We start from the raw sequence: 22,935 nt of genomic DNA on the forward strand, positions 1-22,935 counted from the left end.
GTCCGCCGAGTGGCCAGCTATCGCACGGATTTCAGGGAAATGCGTGCGATAACTGGCCGCTCGGCGGAAAGAAAGAACTAGTCCTTCAGCTCAGCGATGACGGTGCCCTGCGTGATGGCGGCGCCGGCCTCGACCGACAGGCCGGTCACGGTGCCGTCCTTGTGGGCCGTCACCGGGTTCTCCATCTTCATGGCCTCCAGCACCACGATCAGGTCACCCGCGGAGACCTGCTGGCCCTCCTCGACGGCGACCTTCACGACGGTGCCCTGCATCGGCGCGGTGACGGAGTCACCCGAGGCGGCCTTGCCACCGGCGGCGCCACGCTTGCGCGGCTTCGGCTTCTTCTTGATCGCGCCGGTGGCTGCGCCACCGCCGCCACCACCGATGGCCAGGTCACCGGGCAGCGACACCTCGACGCGACGGCCACCGACCTCGACGACGACCTTCTGGCGCGGGGTGGCGTCCTCGTCGTCCAGCGGCTCGCCACCGGTGAACGGCTCGACCGTGTTGTCCCACTCGGTCTCGATCCAGCGGGTGTGCACGTCGAACTTCTCGCCGTCACCGATGAAGGCCGGGTCGGAGACCACGGCGCGGTGGAACGGGATGACCGTGGCCAGACCCTCGACGTTGAACTCCGCCAGCGCACGACGCGAGCGGGCCAGGGCCTCGTCGCGGGTGGCACCGGTGACGATCAGCTTGGCCAGCATCGAGTCGAACTGACCGCCGATGACCGAACCGGTCTCGACACCCGAGTCCATGCGGACGCCGGGGCCGGTCGGGGCCTCGAACTTCGAGACGGGGCCGGGGGCCGGCAGGAAGCCGCGACCGGCGTCCTCACCGTTGATCCGGAACTCGAACGAGTGGCCGCGCGGGGTCGGGTCCTCGGTGATGTCCAGGGCCTCGCCGTTGGCGATCTTGAACTGCTGCAGCACGAGGTCGACGCCTGCGGTCTCCTCGGTGACCGGGTGTTCCACCTGCAGACGGGTGTTGACCTCGAGGAAGCTGATCAGGCCGTCCTGGCCGACCAGGTACTCGACGGTGCCCGCGCCGTAGTAGCCGGCTTCCTTGCAGATGCGCTTGGCGGACTCGTGGATTTCCTTGCGCTGCGCGTCGGTCAGGAACGGCGCGGGGGCCTCCTCGACCAGCTTCTGGAAGCGGCGCTGCAGCGAGCAGTCGCGGGTACCGGCGACGACGACGTTGCCGTGCGTGTCGGCGATGACCTGAGCCTCGACGTGGCGCGGCTTGTCCAGGTAACGCTCGACGAAGCACTCGCCACGGCCGAAGGCGGCGACGGCCTCACGGGTGGCCGAGTCGAACAGCTCGGGGATTTCTTCGATGGTGCGGGCGACCTTCATACCGCGGCCACCACCGCCGAAGGCGGCCTTGATGGCGATCGGCAGGCCGTGTTCCTTGGCGAAGGCCAGGATCTCGTCGGCGTCCTTGACCGGATCCGCGGTACCGGGGACCAGCGGAGCGTTGGCCTTGGCGGCGATGTGGCGCGCGGTGACCTTGTCACCGAGGTCGCGGATCGACTGCGGGCTGGGCCCGATCCAGATCAGGCCGGCGTCGAGGACGGCCTGGGCGAACTCGGCGTTCTCGGAAAGGAAGCCGTAACCCGGGTGGATCGCGTTGGCGCCCGACTTGGCAGCGGCATCCAGAATCTTGTCGAAGACCAGGTACGACTCGGCCGAGGTCTGGCCGCCCAGCGCGAAGGCCTCGTCGGCGAGCCGCACGTGCGGCGCATCGGCATCCGGCTCCGCGTAAACGGCGACGCTGGCCAGTCCGGCGTCCTTGGCAGCCCGGATGACCCGGACGGCAATCTCTCCACGGTTGGCGACTAGCACCTTGGAGATCTTGGAACTGGCGTGGTTGGCCACAGTGCCTCCTGACGGCGGTTCTCTAAGAAATGTCTTTAAGAATGTATCGGGTGCAGTGTAAGGCCAATGCAGGTGGATCCCCGATTCGGGTAGCGGGTCGTTAGGAGATTTTCTTAGAAATCGCCGAATCGACCGGTTTCACCGGCACTTTCTGCCGCGTCCGACGGCTTGAGCAATACTGATGCGGCACCGGTCCCGCCAGGGAGCCGCGAGTAAGGGGACACCGTTGTTCGTCGAGCCGCAGGCATCAGACCCGGAATTGATCGCACGTAAAAGGGCGGTCAACCCGAACGTCCGCATCCCACCGAAGATGCAGTGGGTGACCGACGAGGACGGCAACATCCTCAAGCACGAGCTGCCCGGGGAGACCCTGTGGCACCGCATCCGGGACACCTACGCCGCCCTGTTCTACAGCTCGGTCGTCACCCACATCCCGTTCCACTTCATCCGGCTGGGCTATCTCCGGCTGTTCGGGGCCAAGATCGGCAAGGACACCGCGATCAACCGCGGCACCAGCGTCTGGTCCATTCCCTACCTGGTGATCGGCGACCGGGTCTCGATCGGCTTCCGCTGCCTGCTGGACGCACGCGCGGGCATCGCGATCGGCAACGACGTCGTCATCGCCAGCGACACGCACATCATCGCCGGCGGGCACGACATCAATCACCCGAACTTCGTGCCGGCACCCAACCCGCCGGACCCCATCGTGATCGACGACCACGTGTGGATCGCGACCCGCGCCATGATCCTGCCGTGCCTGCTCGGTCGCGGCGCCGTCGTCGCCGCACACACCGTGGTGAACAAGGAGGTGCCGCCGTTCGGCATCGTCGGCGGCGTGCCCGGCAAGATCATCGGGCAGCGCAACCCGGACGCGCTGCACTACAGCGGCAAGTTCAAGCTGCCGTTCTTCTGAGCCGTACCCGGGTCAGGCGTCGCGCAGGCGGCGCTTGATGCGCGTCAGCATCGCTGACATACCCCGCAGGCGCAGCGGGCTGATCAGCTTGGCCAGCCCCAGGTCCGCGTAGAAATCGTCGGGCACCGCCAAGATGTCGGACGCCGGCAGGCCGTCCAGACCGGCTGCGAGGATGGCCGCGAAACCCCGCGTCGTCGGTGCTTCGGCCGGCGCGCTGAAGTACAGCCGCACGTGCTCGGGGTCCTGCGCATCGACATGCAGGAACAACGGCGACTGGCACTCCGGCACCGGCTCCATCGCGGCTTCTTCGAGGAACGCCGGGAGTGCCGGCAACTCACCGGCGAACTCCAGCAGCAGCGCCAGTTTGTCCTGCCCCTGGACGTCGGCGAAATCCGACACCACCTCGGCCAGGGCCGCGGGCACGGTCATGCCGGGCCCGGCGCCGGCCCCGGTTCCTCACCAACAGCCACCGGCACCCGCACTGCGTTGCCCCATTCGGTCCACGAACCGTCGTAGTTGCGGACGGCAGGCAGGCCGATCAGATGTGTCAGGACGAACCAGGTGTGGCTGGAGCGCTCGCCGATGCGGCAGTAGGCGACGGCCTTGTCGTCGGGGGAGATGAAGCCGTACAGCTCGTCGAGTTCGGCGCGGCTGCGGAAGCGGCCACTGTCGTCGACGGCCTTTGCCCACGGGATGGACCGCGCGGTGGGGATGTGGCCGCCGCGCAGCGCACCCTCCTCCGGATAGTCGGGCATGTGCGTGCGCTCGCCGGTGTACTCCTGCGGCGAGCGCACGTCGATCAGCGGCTCTTTGCCGAGGATGGCGAGGACGTCATTCTTGAACGCGCGGATCGGAGCGTCGTTGCGCTCGACCACCGGGTAGCCCGTGGTCGGCTTGCTCGGGACGTCCAAGGTGGTGTCCCGGCCGTTGGTGATCCACAGATCGCGGCCACCGTCGAGCAGGCGGACATCGGGGTGCCCGAAGAGGGTGAACACCCACAGCGCGTAGGCCGCCCACCAGTTGCTCTTGTCGCCGTAGATCACCACAGTGTCGTCCCGGCTGATGCCCTTGCGATCCATCAGCGCGGCGAACTGGGCGCCGTCGATGTAATCGCGGACATGCGGGTCATTGAGGTCGGTATGCCAGTCGATCTTCACCGCACCGGGGATGTGGCCGGTGTCGTAAAGCAGAACGTCTTCGTCGGATTCGACGATGACCAAACCGGGGCGTCCGATGTTGCCTGACAGCCAGTCGGCGGTCACCAGGCGATCGGGATGCGCATAGGTGGAGAAAGCGGGATGCGGGTCTGCGGGCAGCGGCACACTGTGAGCGTACCTAGGCCCGAAATGCGCCGCAGACCCGTAAGGTCGAAACTTGTTTGCGCGAGAGCCGCTGCGGTATGAAAACAGCCGTCTCCCACAGGGCTGACTGGAGGGATTGAGGATTTGCCAGAGAAATACGACGTCGGAATCATCGGCCTGGGATATGTGGGGCTGACGCTGGCCACCGTGCTCGCGGAAGCCGGAAACTCCGTAATCGGAATCGAGACCCGTCAGGAATTGGTCGATATGACCAATCAGGGTTTGCCGCATTTCACCGAGACCGGCCTGCCCGACGCCCTCGAGGGCGTCACCCGATTCGGGAAACTGAAGGCCGTCACCGCATTTGACGACAGCTTCTCGTGCGACACGTACATCATCACCGTCGGCACCCCGTTGTCGGCGGACGGCGTGGCCCGCGTCGACATGATCGAGGCGGCGGCCCGCGACATCGCCGGCAACATGCAGGACGGCGCGCTGGTCATCCTGCGTTCGACGGTCAAGGTCGGCACCACCCGCGACGTGGTGGCACCGCAGCTGGCCGCCAGCGGCAAGAGCTTCGACATCGCGATGTGCCCCGAGCGCACCCTGGAGGGCAAGGCGCTGCAGGAATTGCGTGAGCTGCCGCAGATCGTCGGCGCCGACGACCCGGCGGTCGCCGACCGTGCCGCCGCGGTGTTCCGCAAGCTCACCAGCTCGATCGTGTTGGTCTCCGATATCGAGACCGCCGAGATCATCAAGCTGGTGAGCAACACGTTCCGCGATGTGCAGTTCGCGTTCGCCAACGAAGTCGCCCGGATCTGCGATGCATTCGGCGTCAGCGCCTATGAGGTGATCTCGGCGGGCAAGCTCGGATACAACCGCACCAACATCCCGTTGCCGGGTCTGGTCGGCGGGCCGTGCCTGGAGAAGGACCCGCACATCCTGATGGAGAGCGTGCGCGAACGCGGCGTCACGCTGGACATCACCGCCGCCGGCCGCCTGGTCAACGAGCGCCAGCCCGCCGAGACGGTGCGCTTCATCAGCAGCGAGATCGCGCGCCGGAAGCTGGGCGCCGAAGGGCCGCTGAAGATCAACCTGCTGGGCATGGCGTTCAAGGGCCAGCCCGAGACCAGCGACCTGCGCGGGTCGATGTCCATCAAGGTGCTGAGCGAGTTGAAGGCTGCGCACCCGGATGCCGAGATCGGGGTCTACGACCCTGTCACGCCGAATGACGTGCTGGCCGAAGCGTTCCCGGGGCACACGATCTACAAGCGGTTCGGTGACGCGGTGAGCGGCGCGGACGTCGTCGTCCTCGGTAACAACCACCCGTCGCTGGGCACCATCTCGCCGCGCACCATCAGCGAGTTCATCAGCCCCGACGGTTTCGTCTTCGACTACTGGAACCACTACAGCCACCTACCGTCCACCGAACTGGGCGACAGCTACTTCGCCGTGGGCCGCAGCGGAAAGGTCGTCGAGCGTGTCTAAGCGGGTCGTGGTCACCGGTGGTGGCGGATTCATCGGTGCCTACCTGGTCAAGCGACTGGTCCGGGACGGTTGGCAGGTCGCGGTGGTGGACTCCATGGTCCGCGGCGATGCGAGCCGATTCGCCGAAGTCGCCTCGGACGTCGAGCTTTTCACGTGCGACGTCCGCGATCAGGACGCGCTGGAGAAGGCGTTCGCCGGCGCCGAGGTCGTCATGCACCTGGCCGCCATCAACGGCACCGAGAACTTCTACAAGCAACCGGAACTGGTGCTCGACGTCGGCCTGCGCGGCGCGCTCGCGGTGACCAACGCCGGCCGCGCCGCGGGGGTGCCGGACCTCATCGTCGCCTCGACCGCCGAGGTCTACCAGACACCCGCGATCATCCCGACGCCCGAGACCATCCCGCTGATGCTGCCCGACAGCCTCAATCCCCGGTACTCTTACGGCGGCGGCAAGATCGTCAGCGAGCTGATCGCCTTCAACTACGGGCAGGACCACTACCGGCAGGTGCAAGTCTTCCGGCCGCACAACGTGTTTGGGCCCAACATGGGGTGGAAGCACGTCGAGCCGCAGTTCATCCTGCGGGCGCTGGGCTGCCAGGAAGCCGGCGACCCGGTCTTCCCGATCCAGGGCGACGGCAGCGAGACACGCTCGTTCTGCTACGTCGACGACATCGTGCAGGGCATCTTGACGATGTACGAAAAGGGCGGGCACCGCGAGGTTTACCACATCGGCAGCGACGAGGAACTCAGCGTCCGGGAGCTGGCGACGCGGATCGGCCGGGCCGTCGGGGTCGAGCTCGAGATCAAGCCCGGCGAATTGCAGGCCGGTGGCACGCCGCGCCGGTGCCCGGACATCTCGAAGATGCGGGCGCTGGGCTGGTCGCCGCAGGTGGCGCTGGACGACGGTCTGGCCCGCACGGTGGCGTGGTACCGCGAGCACCGAAATGACGTGCCCGCAAATGACTTGATGTAGCCCAGGCAGAATGGCGGCATGAGGGCGCGCATCTTGGCACTGGTCGTCATCGCTGGGCTGCTCCTCACCGGGCTGGCGGCGCTGGTCTACAGCCTGACCCGCCCGGACCAGGAAGCCACCCAGGCCAAGCCGTCGGCGCAGCTGCCGATGGTGGACAAGGCAGCACTGGAGCGGGCGATCCACGACGCCTTCACCAGCCAGCCGCCGCAGGCGGTGATCTGCGAGCGCGGCCTCATCGCCCGGGTCGGGCAGAGCACACGCTGCGATGTCACGATGTCGCCGGCCTACGGTATTCAGCCGACCATCACGGTGTCGGGGGTCGACGGCGGCAAGGTCAGTTATTCGATGACCCCTGCCGTCTCCAAGCCCCAGTTGGAGGCGGCTGTGGCCGACATGGTGACCCGGGCGCGCAAGTCCGCACCCGATTCCGTGGTGTGTCTGTCGGGGCTCGAGGGCAAGCAGGGGGCGGTGGCCTTGTGCGACATCACCGATGACGGTTTCACCAGCCGGCGCACCGCCATCGTGAGCGAAGTGTCAGGACTTGCAATGAATTACGGCCTGACGCCGGTGCTCGAGAAGTCGGTGGCGGAGAGTTCCCTCGCGGCGCAACTGGGCCAGAGCCCGAGCACGGTCAAGTGCGCCGGAGATGTGGACAGCAAGGTCGGGGCGACCCAAAAGTGCACTGCGGTCGTCGGCGGGCAGAGCCGCGACTACACCCTCAAGGTCACCGACGTCGCGGACGGCAAGGTGTCGTTCAGCTATAGGCCGGTGAGCTGATTCACCGTTTCTGAAACCTCCTCGTGGGTACTACGGACCCATCCGCCGGTCGGGTGGCTCCGAATCTCACCTGAGGCCGAATCGACTCGGAGGTTTCATGGGGATCGAGTACAGCAGTGTTGTCGACGCGCCGCGCGAAGAGGTGTTCGCCTGGCATGCGCGGCCGGGGGCCATCCACCGGCTGCTGCCGCCGTGGCAGCCGATGAGTGTGGTCGCGGAAGCGACATCGCTGGCTGACGGGCGCGCGGTACTCGGGCTGCCCGGAGGGTTGCGCTGGAGTGCGCAACACAATCCTGATCGCTACGCTCCGCCGGCCAGATTCGTCGACGAACTCGGCCAGGGTGGATTGCGTTCGCTACCAACCGGTCTGATCGGCCATTGGCGGCACGAGCACTGTTTCGACGCGGTCGACGACGGGCGTACCCGAGTCACCGACCGCGTCGATACACCGGTGCCCGGTGCGCTGCTGCGGCCGACGTTCCGGTACCGGCATCGCCAGCTCGGTGACGATCTGGCCGCCCACCGATGGGCGCGTGAGCACGGTGAGCTGCCCGGGTCGGTGGCGGTGACCGGGGCGTCGGGACTGATCGGCAGCGCACTGACCGCCTTCCTGTCCACCGGTGGCCACCAGGTGGTCAGGCTGGTGCGCCACGAACCGCGCGACGACACCGAACGTCGCTGGAATCCCGAATCGCCCGCCGAAGGTCTGCTCGACGGCATCGATGCCGTGGTGCACCTCGCGGGCGCCTCGATCGCCGGGCGGTTCACCGATGCGCACAAGAACAAGTTGCGCGACAGCAGAATTGAGCCGACCCGGCGGCTGGCCGAGTGTGCCGCCCGCGCGACGGACGGGCCGGCAGTCTTCGTCAGCGCGTCGGCGATCGGCTGGTACGGGGATGACCGGGCCGACGAGCGTCTCGACGAATCGGCGCGACCGGGCGACGGGTTCCTGGCCGAGGTCGTCGCCGAGTGGGAAGCGGCAACCGCACCGGCAGCCGCCGCCGGACTGCGAGTGGTCAACGTACGCACCGGGATCGTGCAGACTCCGCGTGGCGGCACGTTGCAGCTGATGCGGCCGCTGTTCGCCGCCGGCCTGGGCGGCCCCCTGGGTAGCGGGCGGCAATGGTTGTCCTGGATCGACATCAACGATCTGATCGATGTGTATCACCGCGCTCTGGTCGACACGGAGCTGTCCGGTCCGGTCAATGCGGTTGCACCACAACCGGTCCGCAACGCCGACTACACGCGGTCCCTGGCCGGAGTACTGCACCGTCCGGCCGTGGTCCCGGTGCCCGCAGCCGGCCCGGCATTGCTGCTCGGCCGGCAGGGCGCTCGCGAACTGGCCATGGCGAGCCAGCGGGTGGTGCCCGGCCGGCTCATCGAGGCGGGGCACCGATTCCGGCGACCGGACCTGGAACAGTGCCTGCGCCACCAGCTGGGGAAGGCTGTCCGATGATCGACGCCCAGCGGCAAGTGGTGGTCGACGCGCCGGCGGATGTCGTGTTCGCCTACCTCGCGGACTTCACCACCACGACGCAGTGGGACCCCGGCACTGTGCGCACCGAATGCATCGGCGGTGACGGCGGCGTGGGCACCCGCTACCTCAACACGTCCCGATTCGCCGGCCGCACATCGGAGATCACCTACGAAGTGACCAGCGTGACGCCCGGACAGTCGATCGAACTGCGCGGGGTCAACCAACATCTGATCGCTCGCGACACCATCACGGTGCGTCCACACGCCGACGGGACCCGCATCACCTACCGGGTCAGATTCGCCTTTCAGGGTTGGCTGCGGTGGCTCGAACCGCTGCTCCAACTGGCGGTGGCGCACCTACTCGACGACGGGGCGCGTGGCCTTCGCCGCGAATTGGCGTGAATCTGATTCCGCGATACCGAAGTCGTCACAAGCCCACGGCGGCGGTGCAGTACCGCCATACCTCATCCAGATCCGCATCGGCGTAGTGCGTGGTGGGCAGATAGTGCGTGGGACGGATCCGGCGGTCGTGCCAGAACTGTCCGGAAACTGGAGTGGGTTTGGTCGCGGTCAACCAGACCGCGGTGTCGGCGGCCTGCTCGGCGGTACGCAGGATCGGCCGCGTCAGCCGACGGAATCCGGGCAGCGACTGAGCCACGCCGGGTGTGTCCGCCCAGCCGGGATGCATGGCGGCCACCATCACGCCGGACCAGCGCTGCGCCAACAGTGGAGTCAACGCGACCTGGATGCGCTTACTGCGGGCATAGGCCGTCGCGCCGCGGTAGTGCCCCTGCCGGTATTCGATGTCGTCGACCGGAAGCGGCTGGGTGTACATGCCGCCGGAGGACATGAGCACGGCGCGTGGGTCTGGCGCCGCGGCCAGCGCGGGCAGCAGGAGCTCGGTCAGCAACATCGGACCCAGCACCTGGGTGGCCAACGAAAGCTCATGCCCTTCAGCGCTTTCGGTCCGGTGTTGGGGCATCACCCCGGCGTTGTGGATCACCGTGTCCAGGCGTGGACGCCGGCGTAACAGGTCGCCGGCGAACGTGCGGACCGCGGCCAGGTGCGATACGTCGCACACCTCGACCACGATGTCGGCGTCCGGCACAGCGGCGAGCACGTCGCGTCGCGCTGCCTCCCCGCGGGCCCGGTCGCGCACCGTCATCAACACTGTTGCGCCGAGCCCCGCGAGTTGGGTGGCAATGGCTTTGCCGATGCCCGAATTCGCGCCGGTGACCATCACCGTGCGGCCGGAGAGTGCGTCTGACGGCAGGCCGGACGCCGGCCAGAACCGTTGCCGCAGGGCCAAACCCACACGCGAATACCCGAGCACCACGGTACGGTCCAGCAGCTGGTCGAACAATCCATCGGCAGTCATGATCAGGTCAGCGAGACGACGACCACCGGTGTGCTCGTCGGTTGGCTCGATCCGGTTCCGGGCTCGACGGTCACGGCCACCTTGGCGGCCGAGTTCAGCGCCGGTATCACCTCGCCGCCGGGCGGCGGCATGGTGTCCGCGCTCATGGTGCCGGCGGACCGCGGTGCTCCGGACGCCGGGATGAACCACATCTGATAGACGTGGCCTGCCGGTGGCGCAGGCACATTGGACATGGCCACAACGACGGCGTTCGCCTGTTGTGAGGCGCTGAGCGTGATGGTGCCGCCGGCGACCGCAGCAGAGAACGTGCGGATGTCGGGGTTGGCCAGCACCTGCGAAACCGTCTGCTGCGCCGGGTGATTCGTGAATCGCTCGGCGACCACCGTCGTGCCGATGACGATCGCGCAGACCGCAGCGGCGGCTGCCACCACCCGGAGGATCAGCCGCCGTTGTCGAACGCGCCTGAGCGCCAGTTCATCTGAACCGTCGTCTGCCGACTGGATACCGATTGCCTGCAGGATGCGCGTGCGCAGCTCGGGGGATGGCGGCAGGGCGTCGCCGGCGGTGACCAATGCCATGGTCTCCTGAGCGTCGCCGACGATCCGGGCGAATTCCTGCGCGGTGTGCGGCGCGGAGACGCCGAGGCGACCGGCGATGTCCGATCGTTCGGCCTCGGACACGGCATCGAGCGCGTACACGTACGCCAGCTCGAGCAGTTGCTGTTCGTCTTCGGTGTAGCTGTCAGGCATCGGTGCCCACCCCCAAGCAGTTCTTCAGGCGGATCAGTCCGTCGCGGATGCGGGCCTTGATCGTGGGGAGCGCGACGTCGAGGTGTTCGGCGACTTCCCGGTAGGTGTGGCCGCTGTAGTACGCCAGGCCGATGGCCTCACGCTGGACGGGGGTCAAGCCGCCGAGGCAGTCGGTGACCTCTTGCTCGTCGAGTCGCTGTCCCACCTCGTCGGCGACGGTGTCGCGCTCTCTGCCGAGCTGCGATGCACCGTAGGCATGGTTGCGGTCCGCGGCCGACTGTTCGGAGCGAACCCGATCGACACTTCGCCGATGGGTCAGTGTCATCAGCCAGCCCATCGGGCTGGCCAGCGCCGGGTCGTATTGCCGCGCGGCCGACGTCCACACCTGGAGGAACACCTCCTGTGCCACGTCCTCGGCCAGCACCTGGTTGCGTACGACGCGGTAGGCCAGGCCGTACACCCGCGCGGAGGTCAGGTCGTAGAACTCGGTGAAAGCTGTGCCGTCGCCGTCGGCGATCGCGGCCAGGAGTGCGGCGCGGTCCGGCTCGGCCTCCATTCGGGAATCGTCGCACAGCCGGGCGGGAACCGTGTCGGTCCTGCACAACCCGTCGGATCCGGACGGCGTGCTCACGAGCGTGCCTCCGGCTGCAGCACCAGCTGGTGCAGGTCCAGGTAACCGGAAGCGAAGCCGGCTTCGGAGTAGGCGAGGTAGAAGCGCCACATCCGCCGGAAAACCCGGTCGAACCCCAGTGCGTCGGCGCCGGCGCTGTTGGCCGTGAATCGCTGCAGCCACAGTCTCAGGGTGTGGGCGTAATGCGGCCCGAACGAATGGCGGTCGGTGATCCGGAGTTCGGTGTGCGCCGCGATCGAGCGTTCGATGAGCTTCACCGACGGCAGGAACCCGCCCGGGAAAATGTACTTGTGCACCCAGGTGTAGGTGTCGCGGGAAGCCAGCATGCGCTTGTGCGGCATGGTGATCAGCTGTAGGCCGATGCGTCCGTCGACATCGAGGAGGCTGTCGAGCGTGCGCAGGTAGGCGGGTAGGTAGCGATACCCGACAGCCTCGATCATCTCGATGGAGATGATCGCGTCATAGGTGCCGGTGATGTCGCGGTAATCGCACATCTCGACGGTGATCCGGTCCGACAGCCCTGCGGCGGCGATGCGCTCCCGGGCCAGCAGTTGCTGCTCGCGCGACAGTGTCACGGTATGCACGTGTGCTCCACGCCGCGCGGCGCGGATCGCCAATTCGCCCCAGCCGGTGCCGATTTCGAGCAGGCGCGTGCCGAACCCGACGCCGGTGGCATCGAGCAGTCGGTCGATCTTGCGTTGCTGTGCGCAGTTCAGATCGCGCCAGGCCGGCGGTGGGTCGAGCGTGCCGAACAGCGCGCACGAGTAGGTCAGCGTCGGATCGAGGAACATGCTGAAGAACTCGTTGGACAGGTCGTAATGATGCGCGATGTTCGCGCGGGTGTCCGCGCGCGCCCCGCGGTGGTTGCGGGGTGTCCGGGGCAGCAGAACGGTACGCAGTCCCTGGAACATGGCTGGTACGACCGTGTCGATGCGCGACGCCAGCGCGGTCAGTACGGCGGTGAGCTCGGGCGCCGACCAGTCGCCGACCATGTACGCCTCGCCGAAGCCGATCAGACCACTGTTCGCGATCCGGCCGAAGAAATCATCGGGGCGGTGCAACAACATTCGCGGTGCAGCCGGGTCTGCCGCTCCCGCTGCACCCTGTACGGTGCCATCCGGGTACTCCACCCGCACTGGCAGGTCCCGTACGGCGCCCCTGAACAACGCGCGAGCGACGGGGGCACCCAGCCTGGTGCGCAGACCGCTTGGCACCTGGGCGATTTCGGTCCACCTGGCCGGCAGGAACGGATCGTACGCGGCACCGTCGTGGAGCTGATTCGTCATAGGGCGGCCTCCTGGGGGCGGGGATACAGGGGCAGGCCGCGCGCCCAGAGGCGCAGGCCTTGCCAGCGGATGCGTGCTGCGACCAGCAGCGGCGCCAGCGGCGCTGCCAGTGCGGTGGTCAAAACGGTTGCTGGGCGGGCGGGGTGGATCGACCCTGCCCAGCTGGCGGTGAGGACGACCGCGCCGGACGCGTCGCGCAGCGTGATCGCGACGCTGAGCCGGTCATGCGAAGGCGCAGGCACCCGGAGCACGTACCGGCCACCCGCCGGGTTGAACGGCGAGACGTAGAACGCCTTTGGCACGCTCGCCTCGCCGCGATGATCGACGCGTAGCAGGTACCGGTGCCGCCCGCCGTACGTGTTGTGGACCTCGGCGACGACACAGACCAGCGCGCCGGCGGCATCGTGGCACCAGTAGAGGGTCAGCGGATTGAACACGAAGCCGAAGACCCTGGCGTTGGCCAGCATTCGGACACGACCACCGCCGAGTTCGATCCCGTGTGCGTCCAGATAGGAATCGACGTTCTCGCGCAGCGTCCGGTGCGGATCGCCGACGTGGTCGGCGGCATGAAACCCGGCGAGCGGCCGCAGCAGCCGGGGGAGTTGGGGCACGGCGTCGAGATCGACCAGCCAGCTGTAGCTGCGATAGGTGAACGCGTGGCGCACGGGGACGGTGCGAGCGTGGTGGATGCTGGTCCGCACGATCTGTGGTGGGTTCATGCCACGCTCCCCGCCGGACGGAGCAGCGGCGGCACCGGACCGCTCCACCTGCCGCCGAGTCGCTCCGCCGCGACGACGCCGGACACCGCGCCGTCCTCGTGAAAACCCCAGCCGTGATAGGCGCCGGCGAATGCCAACCGGTGATCGCCGAGCGTGTGCAGGCGCTGTTGCGCCGCGCGGAACTCGGGGGAGTACTGCGGGTGGTCGTACAGCATGGTGGCGATGACCTGGCTCGGGTCGACCCGACTGCCGCCGCCCAGCGTCACCACGAAGCGGCGATCGGCGATCCCGTCGAGTCGCTGCAGGCGGGTCAGGTCGTAGCTGACCAGGACCTGGTCTGCGGTCACATCGCAGGACGGCATCCGGTAGTTCCACGACGCGCGGGCCCCGATGCGGCGCGGTAGCAGTGACGTATCAGTGTGCAGCACAGTGTGATTGATCGAGTACCGCAAGGCGCCGAGAATCTCGATCTCGTCCGGCGCCGGCTGATCCAGGATCGAGAGGGCCTGATTCGGATGCGTCGCGATCACTGCCGCGTCGAATTGCTCGACTCGGTCCGTGTCGTCACGCACAGTCACTCCGTTCGCGGTGCGGGTGACGGTGCGCACGGGCACCCCGGAGCGCACCGACGGTAGCCTGGCGGTGATCGCCTCGACGTAGCGCGCCGACCCTCCGGTGACCGTCCGCCAGGTCGGCGAACCGAACACCGTCAACATCCCGTGGTGGTCGAGAAACGCCAGCAGGTAGCCGACCGGATAGTCGAGTGCGACGTCCGGTGGGCACGACCAGACCGCGGCGACCAACGGCACCATGAAATGCGCGATGAAATAGCTGGAAAACCCTGCTGCCGTGAGGAATTCACCGAGGGTCTGGCTGGCGGCCACCCCGAGCGCGAGTTCGGCGCGCGCGAGGCGGTGGAAGCGCGTCACCTCCGCCAGCATGCGCAGATAGCGCGGGGTGAACAGCGAGCCCGGCGCGGCGAAGAGACCGGTCAGCCCTTTTGCCCCGGCGTACTCCAGGCCGCATCCTTCGCAGCAGACCGACATCGACATGTCGGACTCCTGGGTGCGGACGCCGAGTTCGGAGAAGAGTCGAAGCAGGGTCGGGTAGGTCCGGTCGTTGTGCACGATGAAGCCGGAGTCGACGCCGACGGTGCCGCTGCTGCCGTGACGAGCGGCCAATTCATGGGTGTGTGCGTGGCCGCCGCATCGTGGTTGTGCTTCGAACAGTGTGACTTCCGCGTCTCGCGCGAGCACCCAGGCCGCGGTGAGCCCCGATATGCCGCTCCCGATCACTGCAATCCGCCGCACTGTGCCGTCCCTCCTGGTTGGTCACCAGGAATTCGGAGCGGGCTGCAGTGCGGATAGGTGGATTTCGGGAAAAATCTATTCGGACGGTCCGGGACTGTTCGCGGCCCACAATTCGGCGACGGACACCCCGAGCTGTGCCAGCATCCGGCGCAGCAGCGGCAGGCTCAGCCCGATGACGTTGGAGGGGTCGCCGTCGATCCCGTCGATGAACCAGCTGCCGAGGCCGTCGAGAGTGAACGCGCCCGCCACCCACAGGGGTTCACCGGTGCCGATGTAGGCCTCCAGATCGGCGGGGCTCGGCTCGCCGAAATGCACTGTGGTGGAACCGAGTTCACTGACCGCGGCGGTGACGTTGCCGTCGTGCAGGCGCAGCACGCAGTGCCCGGTATGCAGGACAGCGCTGCGTCCGGCCATCGAATTCCATTGCTGCCGTGCCACATCGGGGGAGCCCGGCTTGCCGGTCAGTCGGCCGTCGAACTCGAGCATCGAATCGCAGCCGATCACAACGCAATCCGACAACAGATCCGGGTAGAGTGATTCGGCGACCCGCTGTGCCTTGGCTGTCGCCAGGGCACGCACGACGTCGCCGGGGCCGGCGTCGCCGAGAGACGCGATGATCGCGTCCTCGTCGACATCGGACACCAGCACGACCGGTTCGACACCGGCCTTGCGCAGCACGCTGAGCCGGCCGGACGAGGCCGAGCCGAGCACGAGCCGCATCAGTGCCGAATCTTCTTCGCGCAAGCGCTCATCAGCGACGGATGAAGGTGCGCTCCACCAGGGTCACCAGCTGCCAGCTGGTGTACGCGTACCGCAGCTTGGAGACCGGGTGACCCCAGTCGTTGCGGTCGCCTGCCTCGGCGGCGCCGCCGCCGGAGGCCGAGGCCAGCACCGTCACCAGAGCAGCGAGCTCCTCGTCGGACGGGTTGCCCTTGACCACCTGGAACAGCGGGGCCACGGGCGCTTCTGCGGTGGCATCGGTTTCGGACACGCTGTCGGCGCCCACGTCTGCCAAATCGTTCGCCCCGCTCACAGCGGAATGTTCCCGTGCTTCTTCGGCGGCGTCTGGACGATCTTGCGCTCCAGCAGCCGCAGCGAGTTGGCGATGTAGCCGCGGGTGTGCGACGGCGGGATGACCGCGTCGACGTAGCCACGCTCGGCGGCGACGTACGGGTTCACCAGGGTGTCTTCGTACTCCTGCTGCAGCTGGAGGCGGAGGGCGTCGACGTCGTCGCCGTTGGCCGCGGCGGCCTTGAGCTCGGAGCGGTAGACGAAGCCGACCGCACCCGAGGCACCCATGACGGCGATCTGGGCCGTCGGCCACGCCAGGTTGACGTCGCAACCCATGTCCTTGGAGCCCATGACGCAGTACGCGCCGCCGTAGGCCTTGCGGGTGATGACGGTGATCTTGGCGACGGTGGCCTCACCGTAGGCGTACAGCAGCTTGGCGCCGCGGCGGATGATGCCGTTGAACTCCTGCTCGGTGCCCGGTAGGAAGCCCGGGACGTCCACCAGCATGATGATCGGGATGTTGAAGGCATCGCAGGTGCGGATGAACCGCGCGGCCTTCTCCGAGGCGTTGATGTCCAGGCAGCCGGCGAACTGCGTCGGCTGGTTGGCCACGATGCCGACGGGGCGGCCGTCGATGCGGCCGAAGCCGATGACAATGTTCTGCGCGTAGCCCTGCTGGATCTCGAGGAACTCGTCGTCGTCGAGGATGCGCGAGATGACCTCGTGCATGTCGTACGGCTGGTTCGGCGAATCCGGGATCAGCGTGTCGAGCTCGAGGTCCTCGTCGGTGAGGTTGTCCTCGATGGCGCCCGGGTGCGGCGGCGCGGGGAAGCGCGGCGGCTCGGCGTAGTTGTTCGGCGGCAGGTAGCTCAGCAGGTCACGGACGTAGTCCAGGGCGTCCTGCTCGCCGGAGGCGACGTAGTGCACGGTGCCGGACTTGGCCTCATGGGTGTGGGCGCCGCCCAGCTCCTCCATGGTGACCTCTTCGCCGGTGACGGTCTTGATGACGTCCGGTCCGGTGATGAACATCTGGCTGGTCTGGTCGACCATGATGATGAAGTCGGTGAGCGCGGGGGAGTAGACGTGGCCACCGGCCGCGGCACCCATGATGAGCGAAATCTGGGGGATGACACCCGAGGCGAGGATGTTGTTGCGGAAGATGCGGCTGTACAGGCCGAGCGAGACCACACCCTCCTGGATGCGGGCGCCGGCGCCGTCGTTGATGCCGATCAGCGGGCGGCCGGTCTTGATGGCCAGCTCCTGGACCTTGACGATCTTCTCGCCGTAGACCTCGCCGAGGCTGCCGCCGAAGACGGTGGCGTCCTGGCTGAAGATGCAGACCTCGCGGCCGTCGATGGTGCCGTAGCCGGTCACCACGCCGTCGCCGAGCGGGTGCTTGTCACCCAGGCCGAAGTTGGTGCTCCGGTGCTTGGCCAGCGCGTCGAGTTCGACGAACGAACCCTCGTCCAGCAGCGCCAGGATGCGCTCGCGGGCGGTGAGCTTGCCCTTCTGGTGGACCTTCTCCACGGCGGCCTCGCCGACGGGATGCAGGGTCTCTTCGGTACGCCTACGCAGGTCTTCCAGCTTGCCTGCGGTGGTGTGGATGTCGATCGCCTTGTCCACCGTTGGCTCGGTCACGCTCGTCATGGCGACGATGTTAACGGTTCTCTAAGAAAGTTGTGAAGTTGGGGTGCTCACTCGGCGGGTCACGCCGGTTTGCGCAGGACCACTGCTGCGAAACTGGTGAGCGCCGGGACCGGGTGCTTAAGAAGGAAACGGCTCTTCGCGCGCTCGAGGGCGTCGAGCGGCGGGAGCACGCGGTAGTAGCCGTGGCCGTAGGCGCCGGACCAGGATTCGACCTCGAAGCCCACGCTTTCGTAGCGCTTGATGGCCTTCTGGGTGGGGCCGGTGGTCCAGCGGTAGTAGGCCGGGAACTTCTCGTGGTGCGGGTTCTGCAGGCGCCCCGGCTGCAGCTTGCTGATGACCGTGCGTGCCGCCTGCTCCGGGATCAGCAGGTTGACCACGAACGGGAACGCGAACAGCGTCGGGAAGAAATGCACCGAAAGTCCGCCTGGGCGAAGGAGTTTGAAGCAGTTCTCATGGAACGTCCGGGCATCGGGCAGGTGCTCGCAGAGCATCTTGGAGAACACCAGGTCGTATGCATTCAACTCGTTGTCGATCGGTTTGCAGAGATCGGCGACGCGGGTGTGCACGCGGCTGTTGGCCTTGGCCAGCTCGGTGGCCGAGATGTCGATGACGACGCGCTCGTCGGCGAAGTTCCAGTCGTCGCCGCCGATGATCGGGTTGGCCCCGCCACCGAGTTCGGCGACGGCCTTGACGCCTTCGCGCTCGGCCAGCGTGCGGACGGACTCGTCGTAGCCCTGCCACAGGGTGTCCAGGTCCTTGTAGTCGACGTCCACGTGTGTACCGCTCATCTGCGCACCGTTCATAGATTGTTCCGCCCCCGTGGCTGGCGCGTCCTGCGTCAGCAGTTTGCTGGTAGGTCAATATACACTCCGCGCGCGTGTCCCGCCCGTGGCTTGAGTTGAACACCGTTCAGGCTGTGGCATTTGCTGAGCGGGTCCTCGGCGCGGCCGGGTGCGCGCGCCGGGCCGGCGCGGGGTAATGCCTGGTCGGGTCCGCCGTGTCTGGGCATTCCGGCCGCGGCGTCCGGCCGTCACGGGCGGACCCGCGGTACCGGCTGACGCTTAGCTGAGGCGGCAGGTGCGCGACGTCTGGGGTGGGTCCTGTGCAGGTCCGATGCATTTAGCTTGTCATTTGCGTAAGTTTGCGGTTCGATATGCGTGCCCGCTGTTTTCGGGTAGCTGACTTCACGACCGCGAAATGATCCGCCCGATCGGCGCAAGGGGATATTCAACAGTGCATTCGACGCGCAAGTACGACGGAGTGGACGGGCCGAAGGTTGCGCTCGCCCACGACTATCTGACCCAGTTCGGCGGTGCGGAGAAAGTTGTCCTGTCGATGACCAAGGCGTTCCCGGACGCCCCGCTGTACACGATGCTGTACGACCCCGAGCTGACCTATCCGGAGTTTGCCGATCTGGATATCCGGGTTTCCGCGCTGAACAAGGTGGGTCTGGCCCGCAAATACCACCGGGCGGCCCTGCCGATCTACCCGCGAGTCGCCGAGTCGATGTACATCGACGCCGACGTCGTGCTGGCGAGCTGCAGCGGCTGGTCGCACGGTTTCCGCACCAACGGCAAGAAGCTCGTCTACTGCTACAACCCGGCGCGCTGGCTGTACCAGACCGAGGCCTACCTCGGGGACCACGCGAACCCGATCAAGAGTCTCGGCCTCAAACTCACCAAGAAGCGGTTGCTGGACTGGGACCGCCGGCAGGCGCTCGCCGCCGACAAGTACCTCGCGATCTCGACCATGATCAGCGGGTACGTCAAGAAGGCCTACGACATCGATGCCGAGGTGATGTTCGCTCCGGTGGCGATGTCGAGGTCGTACGCCGTCGAGCCCGTCGAAGAGCTCGAGGACAAGGTCGATCTGAGCGATCCGGACGGCAGCTTCTACCTGGTGGTGTGCCGACTGCTGCCGTACAAGAACGTCGACGTCATCGTGCGGGCGTTCGCGGGCAGCGACCGGCAGCTGGTGGTCGTCGGCAACGGGCCGGAGGCCGAGCGCCTGCGGTCGATGAAGACCGACAACGTCACCATGCTCCACAACCTCACCGACGGTCAGATGGCCTGGCTCTACAAGAACTGCCGGGCGCTGATGTCGTCGAGTTTCGAGGACTACGGCCTGACCCCGATCGAGGCGGGGGTGTGGGGCCGGCCGAGCGTCGCCCTGCGCTTCGGCGGCTTCCTCGACACCATCGACGAGGGCGTCACGGGCCTGTATTTCGATGAACCGCAACCGGATTCGGTTCGCGAGGCGCTGGACCGATTCGAGTCGGCGACGTGGGACCAGGAGAAGATCAAGCACCACGTCTCCCAGTTCACCGAGGACACGTTCAGCGCTCGACTGCACGAAGCCGTCGACAAGCTGGCCGGGTACTGATGGCACCAGACGCGACCCCGGTCGCCACGCTGAAGGACTACCGCCTGGTGTACATCGGGCCGGCGGACCACGAAACGGCGGTCGGCGACTACGCGGAGAACCTGACCCGCGCGCTGCGGCCACATGTCGGCGAGTTGGTCGAGCACCGCACCTTGGGTCCGGGGTCGGACAGCGCGCGGGAAGTCCTGGAGCACCGGCGCGCGGTGGCGGGCCTGGTTGCGGCCGGCAAGCCGGGGCGGGTGCTGGTACACGCGGAGCTGGCGGCCGGTGCGGTGTCGGCGTTCTGGTCGATCGCGGGGTTGCGTGGGGTGCCGGTGACGGCGACGGTTCATGATCCGCCGCAGGGCATCTGGTGGCCGGGTCGCACGAAGTTCGTGGCACGGCACAAGCTGGTGATGCATGGGTTGCACTACCCGTTGCGTCCGGTGTCGCGGATGCTCGAGGGTATGGTCAACGGCGATCGGACGTTGTTCGCGCTGAGCCAGATCGGCGCACAGTCCATTCGCGACACCTATCCGAACACCGACGTGGCGTACGTCCCCTATCTCGTCTGCGAGCGGCCCAAGGTCCGCCCGGTGATCGAGCGGCCGAAGGCGGTGGGTTTCTTCGGGCATGTGTACCGGGGCAAGGGTTTCGAGCAGATCGCCCGGATTCGCCGGGAATTGCCCGATGACATCGTGATCCGGGTGGCGGGCCGGGGGACCGAGGCGTTGCCGAGCGGGCCCGGGGTGGAGATCGTGGGCGCGGTGGACGGTGCGGCCGAGGATGCGTTCTTCGATTCGGTGCGGGCCGTGGTGATTCCGTACGGCAAGCGGCATTTCTACGCCGAGACCTACCCCGCGTCCTCTGTCGCGGCGCACGCCATGGCCTACCGCACACCGGTGGTGTGCACCGACTACGGCTCGCTGGCCGAATTCGGCACCGAGACCGGCGCGGTCGTCGTGCCCATGGACTCCGACGACCCGAAGGCGCTGCCGGCCGGCTTCTCCGCGGCCATCGAATCGCTGCTCAATGACGAAATCCGGCTCAAGCAACTGGAGGTGAACGCCGACCGGACCCGTCGCGAACGCTCGCCGGAGAACGTCGCCGCCGCCTACGCCGCAAAGTGGTCGGAGATGCTGGCGCGCCAGGGCCGACTGCACTGACGAGGCCGAAACACTGTGGTTAACTCGGAATCCGGGACGACGGGAGCGAACAACGTGATTGGCGAGCCGGCAACGGCAGACCCGGCAGATGTGGCACGCAAGAAAGCGGCCGCGCCTACTTTGAAATTGCCACCCGAGCCGGAATGGGAGCTCGGCGAGGACGGTCGCGTCACTTACTACAAGATGCAGGCCATGGACGTTCGCCGCAAGGCGCGCAACCGAATTGGTGAACTGCTGTTCAACATGTTCATCACGCACATCCCGTCGCACGCCATCCGCCAGGGCTTCCTGCGGCTGTTCGGCGCCACCATCGGTGAGTGGTCGACCATCATGCGCGGTACCACCATCCTCGACATCGAATTCTTGACGATCGGCAACGGCACCACCATCGGGTTCCGGTGTCTGCTCGACGCGCGCGCCGGCCTGTGGATCGGCGACAACGTCACCATCGCGAGCGACGTGCACCTGCTCGGCGGTGGTCACGACATCAATCACCCGGACTTCCTGCCGATCCCGATCCCGACGGTGATCGAGGACTACGTCTGGATCGCCAGCCGGGCCATGGTGCTGCCCGCGCTGATCGGCCGCGGCGCCGTCGTCGCCGCACAGGCGCTGGTGGTCAAAGATGTGGCCCCGCTCGACGTGGTCGGCGGCAACCCCGCCAAAGTGTTCGCCAAGCGAAATCCGGATGCCTTGGGCTACAGCGCAAAGTACCGGCCGCTGTTCTGCTGATGCCGGTCGATCTACGCGAGTACCGGTTGGTCTACATAGGGCCGGCCGAAGGCCAGACGGCGGTGGGTGACTACGCCGAGAATTTCGTCAACGCGGTGCAGCCACTGTTCGGCGAGGTCATGCAACGTCGCACCCTGGGACCCGGCGCCGAGACGGTAGCCCAGGTGCGGGGGCACCGGCGCGCGGTCGCCGAAATGGTGGCCGGCGGGAAGCCGGGGCGGGTGTTGGTGCACGCGGAGCTGGCGGCCGGTGCGGTGTCGGCGTTCTGGTCCATTGCCGGGTTGCGTGGGGTGCCGGTGACGGCGACGGTTCATGATCCGCCGCAGGGCATCTGGTGGCCGGCGCGGACGCGGTTCGTGGCCGAGCACCGGCTCGTCATGCACGGCTTGCACTACCCGTTGCGTCCGGTGTCGCGGATGGTCGAGGGTGTCGTCAACGGTGATCGGACGATGGTCGCGTTGAGTCAGATCGGCGCGGACTCCATCAAGGCCACCTACCCCGATTCCCACGTCGCCGCCGTGCCGCACATCATCTCCGAACGGCCGCAGTTGCGTCCGCTGACCGAGCGGCCGAAGGCGGTCGGTTTCTTCGGGCATGTGTATCGGGGCAAGGGTTTTGAGCAGATCGCCCGGATTCGCCGGCAGTTGCCCGATGACATCGTGATCCGGGTGGCGGGCCGGGGGACCGAGGCGTTGCCGGGTGGCCCCGGGGTGGAGATCGTGGGCCCGGTCGACGGTGCGGCCGAGGATGCGTTCTTCGATTCGGTGCGGGCCGTGGTGATTCCGTACGGCAAGCGGCACTTCTACGCCGAGACCTATCCGGCGTCCGGCTCGGTGGCCCACTCGATGGCGTACCGCACGCCCGTGGTGTGCACCGACTACGGCGCACTGGCAGAACTCGACGAGCGCACCGGTGCCCTGGTGGTCCCTATCGGCGACAAGGACGCCGAGCAGATCGCGGCCTCATTGGCCCAGGCCATCGTGTCCCTCGTCGACGACGATCAGCGGCTGGCCGAGTTCGGCCGGCACGTCGAGGCCTACCGTGCAGCCTGTTCCGGGCCGCGCACCGCCGAGGCTTTCGGCCGGGTGTGGACCGACCTGCTGTCCCGATCATCTGTGAGCGTGTGACCTGACTGCCACC

General features: G+C 67.2%; 23 protein-coding genes. 10 read left to right on the forward strand and 13 right to left on the reverse strand.

All coding sequences use genetic code 11. The features are described from left to right. Positions 1–77 precede the first annotated feature (77 nt). On the reverse strand, positions 78–1,877 hold the full coding sequence (locus ACNO8X_RS11110; protein WP_418005327.1) for an acetyl/propionyl/methylcrotonyl-CoA carboxylase subunit alpha: 1,800 nt from the start codon (positions 1,875–1,877) through the stop codon (positions 78–80). Positions 1,878–2,187: 310 nt separating this feature from the next. Here ACNO8X_RS11110 and ACNO8X_RS11115 point away from each other — a divergent pair, with 310 nt between their 5' ends. Continuing rightward, entirely contained in the window at positions 2,188–2,790 is a 603-nt protein-coding gene (locus tag ACNO8X_RS11115; protein WP_418005856.1) for an acyltransferase, read from the forward strand. Positions 2,791–2,802: 12 nt separating this feature from the next. Here ACNO8X_RS11115 and ACNO8X_RS11120 read toward each other — a convergent pair whose 3' ends face one another. Both ACNO8X_RS11120 and ACNO8X_RS11125 read right to left on the reverse strand, forming a co-directional pair. Continuing rightward, positions 2,803–3,219, reverse strand: a complete 417-nt coding sequence (locus ACNO8X_RS11120) for a SufE family protein (protein ID WP_418005328.1) — start codon at positions 3,217–3,219, stop codon at positions 2,803–2,805. After that, positions 3,216–4,112: a sulfurtransferase gene (locus ACNO8X_RS11125; protein ID WP_418005329.1), complete on the reverse strand. Its 897-nt coding sequence runs from the start codon at positions 4,110–4,112 to the stop codon at positions 3,216–3,218. Before ACNO8X_RS11125 ends, ACNO8X_RS11120 begins: the two co-directional genes overlap by 4 nt. Before the next feature lie 123 nt (positions 4,113–4,235). Between ACNO8X_RS11125 and ACNO8X_RS11130 the strand changes: the two genes are divergently transcribed. The 5 genes from ACNO8X_RS11130 (at position 4,236) to ACNO8X_RS11150 (ending at position 9,207) form a co-directional block, all read left to right on the forward strand. Then, complete coding sequence (locus tag ACNO8X_RS11130) at positions 4,236–5,579, forward strand: nucleotide sugar dehydrogenase (protein WP_418005330.1); 1,344 nt, start codon at positions 4,236–4,238, stop codon at positions 5,577–5,579. Further along, complete coding sequence (locus ACNO8X_RS11135) at positions 5,572–6,552, forward strand: NAD-dependent epimerase/dehydratase family protein (RefSeq protein WP_418005331.1); 981 nt, start codon at positions 5,572–5,574, stop codon at positions 6,550–6,552. The genes ACNO8X_RS11130 and ACNO8X_RS11135 overlap by 8 nt, the downstream gene beginning before the upstream one ends. A gap of 18 nt (positions 6,553–6,570) precedes the next feature. After that, positions 6,571–7,329, forward strand: a complete 759-nt coding sequence (locus tag ACNO8X_RS11140) for a DUF4333 domain-containing protein (protein ID WP_418005332.1) — start codon at positions 6,571–6,573, stop codon at positions 7,327–7,329. A 97-nt stretch (positions 7,330–7,426) separates the two neighbouring features. Beyond that, positions 7,427–8,785, forward strand: coding sequence for a TIGR01777 family oxidoreductase (locus ACNO8X_RS11145; RefSeq protein WP_418005333.1), 1,359 nt, complete (start codon positions 7,427–7,429; stop codon positions 8,783–8,785). After that, on the forward strand, positions 8,782–9,207 hold the full coding sequence (locus tag ACNO8X_RS11150; RefSeq protein WP_418005334.1) for an SRPBCC family protein: 426 nt from the start codon (positions 8,782–8,784) through the stop codon (positions 9,205–9,207). Before ACNO8X_RS11145 ends, ACNO8X_RS11150 begins: the two co-directional genes overlap by 4 nt. 25 nt (positions 9,208–9,232) lie before the next feature. On the opposite strand, the gene ACNO8X_RS11155 is transcribed toward ACNO8X_RS11150, so the two are convergent. From ACNO8X_RS11155 to ACNO8X_RS11200, 10 genes are all read right to left on the reverse strand, one after another. Continuing rightward, positions 9,233–10,183: an SDR family NAD(P)-dependent oxidoreductase gene (locus ACNO8X_RS11155; protein WP_418005335.1), complete on the reverse strand. Its 951-nt coding sequence runs from the start codon at positions 10,181–10,183 to the stop codon at positions 9,233–9,235. Between the two features lie 2 nt (positions 10,184–10,185). Next, on the reverse strand, positions 10,186–10,932 hold the full coding sequence (locus tag ACNO8X_RS11160) for an anti-sigma factor domain-containing protein (protein ID WP_418005336.1): 747 nt from the start codon (positions 10,930–10,932) through the stop codon (positions 10,186–10,188). Next, positions 10,925–11,488, reverse strand: coding sequence for an ECF RNA polymerase sigma factor SigK (gene sigK, locus ACNO8X_RS11165; RefSeq protein WP_418005337.1), 564 nt, complete (start codon positions 11,486–11,488; stop codon positions 10,925–10,927). Before sigK ends, ACNO8X_RS11160 begins: the two co-directional genes overlap by 8 nt. A gap of 71 nt (positions 11,489–11,559) precedes the next feature. After that, positions 11,560–12,849, reverse strand: a complete 1,290-nt coding sequence (locus ACNO8X_RS11170; protein WP_418005338.1) for a class I SAM-dependent methyltransferase — start codon at positions 12,847–12,849, stop codon at positions 11,560–11,562. Next, on the reverse strand, positions 12,846–13,568 hold the full coding sequence (locus ACNO8X_RS11175; protein ID WP_418005339.1) for a DUF1365 domain-containing protein: 723 nt from the start codon (positions 13,566–13,568) through the stop codon (positions 12,846–12,848). Before ACNO8X_RS11175 ends, ACNO8X_RS11170 begins: the two co-directional genes overlap by 4 nt. Further along, entirely contained in the window at positions 13,565–14,869 is a 1,305-nt protein-coding gene (locus tag ACNO8X_RS11180; RefSeq protein ID WP_418005857.1) for an NAD(P)/FAD-dependent oxidoreductase, read from the reverse strand. The genes ACNO8X_RS11175 and ACNO8X_RS11180 overlap by 4 nt, the downstream gene beginning before the upstream one ends. Positions 14,870–14,953: 84 nt before the next feature. Then, a complete protein-coding gene (locus ACNO8X_RS11185) occupies positions 14,954–15,598 on the reverse strand; it encodes a Maf family protein (protein ID WP_418005340.1) in 645 nt (214 codons plus the stop codon). A gap of 31 nt (positions 15,599–15,629) precedes the next feature. Continuing rightward, a complete protein-coding gene (locus ACNO8X_RS11190; protein WP_418005858.1) occupies positions 15,630–15,884 on the reverse strand; it encodes an acyl-CoA carboxylase subunit epsilon in 255 nt (84 codons plus the stop codon). Positions 15,885–15,907: 23 nt separating this feature from the next. Continuing rightward, complete coding sequence (locus tag ACNO8X_RS11195) at positions 15,908–17,536, reverse strand: acyl-CoA carboxylase subunit beta (protein WP_418005341.1); 1,629 nt, start codon at positions 17,534–17,536, stop codon at positions 15,908–15,910. A gap of 59 nt (positions 17,537–17,595) precedes the next feature. Then, positions 17,596–18,324 (reverse strand): class I SAM-dependent methyltransferase, encoded by a 729-nt coding sequence (locus ACNO8X_RS11200; RefSeq protein ID WP_231575506.1) that lies wholly within the window; start codon positions 18,322–18,324, stop codon positions 17,596–17,598. Positions 18,325–18,733: 409 nt separating this feature from the next. Between ACNO8X_RS11200 and ACNO8X_RS11205 the strand changes: the two genes are divergently transcribed. From ACNO8X_RS11205 to ACNO8X_RS11220, 4 genes are read left to right on the forward strand one after another with little or no spacing between them, the layout of a single operon-like run. Then, positions 18,734–19,918, forward strand: coding sequence for a glycosyltransferase (locus tag ACNO8X_RS11205; RefSeq protein ID WP_418005342.1), 1,185 nt, complete (start codon positions 18,734–18,736; stop codon positions 19,916–19,918). Beyond that, positions 19,918–21,063 carry a glycosyltransferase gene (locus ACNO8X_RS11210; protein WP_418005343.1) on the forward strand — a complete coding sequence of 382 codons (1,146 nt, stop codon included), beginning with the start codon at positions 19,918–19,920 and terminating at the stop codon, positions 21,061–21,063. The genes ACNO8X_RS11205 and ACNO8X_RS11210 overlap by 1 nt, the downstream gene beginning before the upstream one ends. A gap of 54 nt (positions 21,064–21,117) precedes the next feature. Further along, complete coding sequence (locus ACNO8X_RS11215; RefSeq protein ID WP_231575508.1) at positions 21,118–21,795, forward strand: acyltransferase; 678 nt, start codon at positions 21,118–21,120, stop codon at positions 21,793–21,795. After that, entirely contained in the window at positions 21,795–22,922 is a 1,128-nt protein-coding gene (locus ACNO8X_RS11220; protein WP_418005344.1) for a glycosyltransferase family 4 protein, read from the forward strand. The genes ACNO8X_RS11215 and ACNO8X_RS11220 overlap by 1 nt, the downstream gene beginning before the upstream one ends. Positions 22,923–22,935 lie beyond the last annotated feature (13 nt).

The organism is Mycobacterium sp. PDNC021 (assembly GCF_048282635.1).
Lineage (GTDB): Bacteria > Actinomycetota > Actinomycetes > Mycobacteriales > Mycobacteriaceae > Mycobacterium > Mycobacterium llatzerense.

What these genes read in the sequence shown, in the direction of transcription:
- ACNO8X_RS11155 (WP_418005335.1), bottom strand. Translation starts at nt 10,183, where the DNA reads ATGACTGCCGATGGATTGTTCGACCAGCTGCTGGACCGTACCGTGGTG.
- ACNO8X_RS11150 (WP_418005334.1), top strand. Translation starts at nt 8,782, where the DNA reads ATGATCGACGCCCAGCGGCAAGTGGTGGTCGACGCGCCGGCGGATGTC.
- ACNO8X_RS11210 (WP_418005343.1), top strand. Translation starts at nt 19,918, where the DNA reads ATGGCACCAGACGCGACCCCGGTCGCCACGCTGAAGGACTACCGCCTG.
- ACNO8X_RS11170 (WP_418005338.1), bottom strand. Translation starts at nt 12,849, where the DNA reads ATGACGAATCAGCTCCACGACGGTGCCGCGTACGATCCGTTCCTGCCG.
- ACNO8X_RS11185 (WP_418005340.1), bottom strand. Translation starts at nt 15,598, where the DNA reads ATGCGGCTCGTGCTCGGCTCGGCCTCGTCCGGCCGGCTCAGCGTGCTG.
- ACNO8X_RS11200 (WP_231575506.1), bottom strand. Translation starts at nt 18,324, where the DNA reads ATGAGCGGTACACACGTGGACGTCGACTACAAGGACCTGGACACCCTG.
- ACNO8X_RS11145 (WP_418005333.1), top strand. Translation starts at nt 7,427, where the DNA reads ATGGGGATCGAGTACAGCAGTGTTGTCGACGCGCCGCGCGAAGAGGTG.
- ACNO8X_RS11160 (WP_418005336.1), bottom strand. Translation starts at nt 10,932, where the DNA reads ATGCCTGACAGCTACACCGAAGACGAACAGCAACTGCTCGAGCTGGCG.
- sigK (WP_418005337.1), bottom strand. Translation starts at nt 11,488, where the DNA reads ATGGAGGCCGAGCCGGACCGCGCCGCACTCCTGGCCGCGATCGCCGAC.
- ACNO8X_RS11140 (WP_418005332.1), top strand. Translation starts at nt 6,571, where the DNA reads ATGAGGGCGCGCATCTTGGCACTGGTCGTCATCGCTGGGCTGCTCCTC.
- ACNO8X_RS11175 (WP_418005339.1), bottom strand. Translation starts at nt 13,568, where the DNA reads ATGAACCCACCACAGATCGTGCGGACCAGCATCCACCACGCTCGCACC.
- ACNO8X_RS11115 (WP_418005856.1), top strand. Translation starts at nt 2,188, where the DNA reads ATGCAGTGGGTGACCGACGAGGACGGCAACATCCTCAAGCACGAGCTG.
- ACNO8X_RS11195 (WP_418005341.1), bottom strand. Translation starts at nt 17,536, where the DNA reads ATGACGAGCGTGACCGAGCCAACGGTGGACAAGGCGATCGACATCCAC.
- ACNO8X_RS11120 (WP_418005328.1), bottom strand. Translation starts at nt 3,219, where the DNA reads ATGACCGTGCCCGCGGCCCTGGCCGAGGTGGTGTCGGATTTCGCCGAC.
- ACNO8X_RS11220 (WP_418005344.1), top strand. Translation starts at nt 21,795, where the DNA reads ATGCCGGTCGATCTACGCGAGTACCGGTTGGTCTACATAGGGCCGGCC.
- ACNO8X_RS11205 (WP_418005342.1), top strand. Translation starts at nt 18,734, where the DNA reads ATGATCCGCCCGATCGGCGCAAGGGGATATTCAACAGTGCATTCGACG.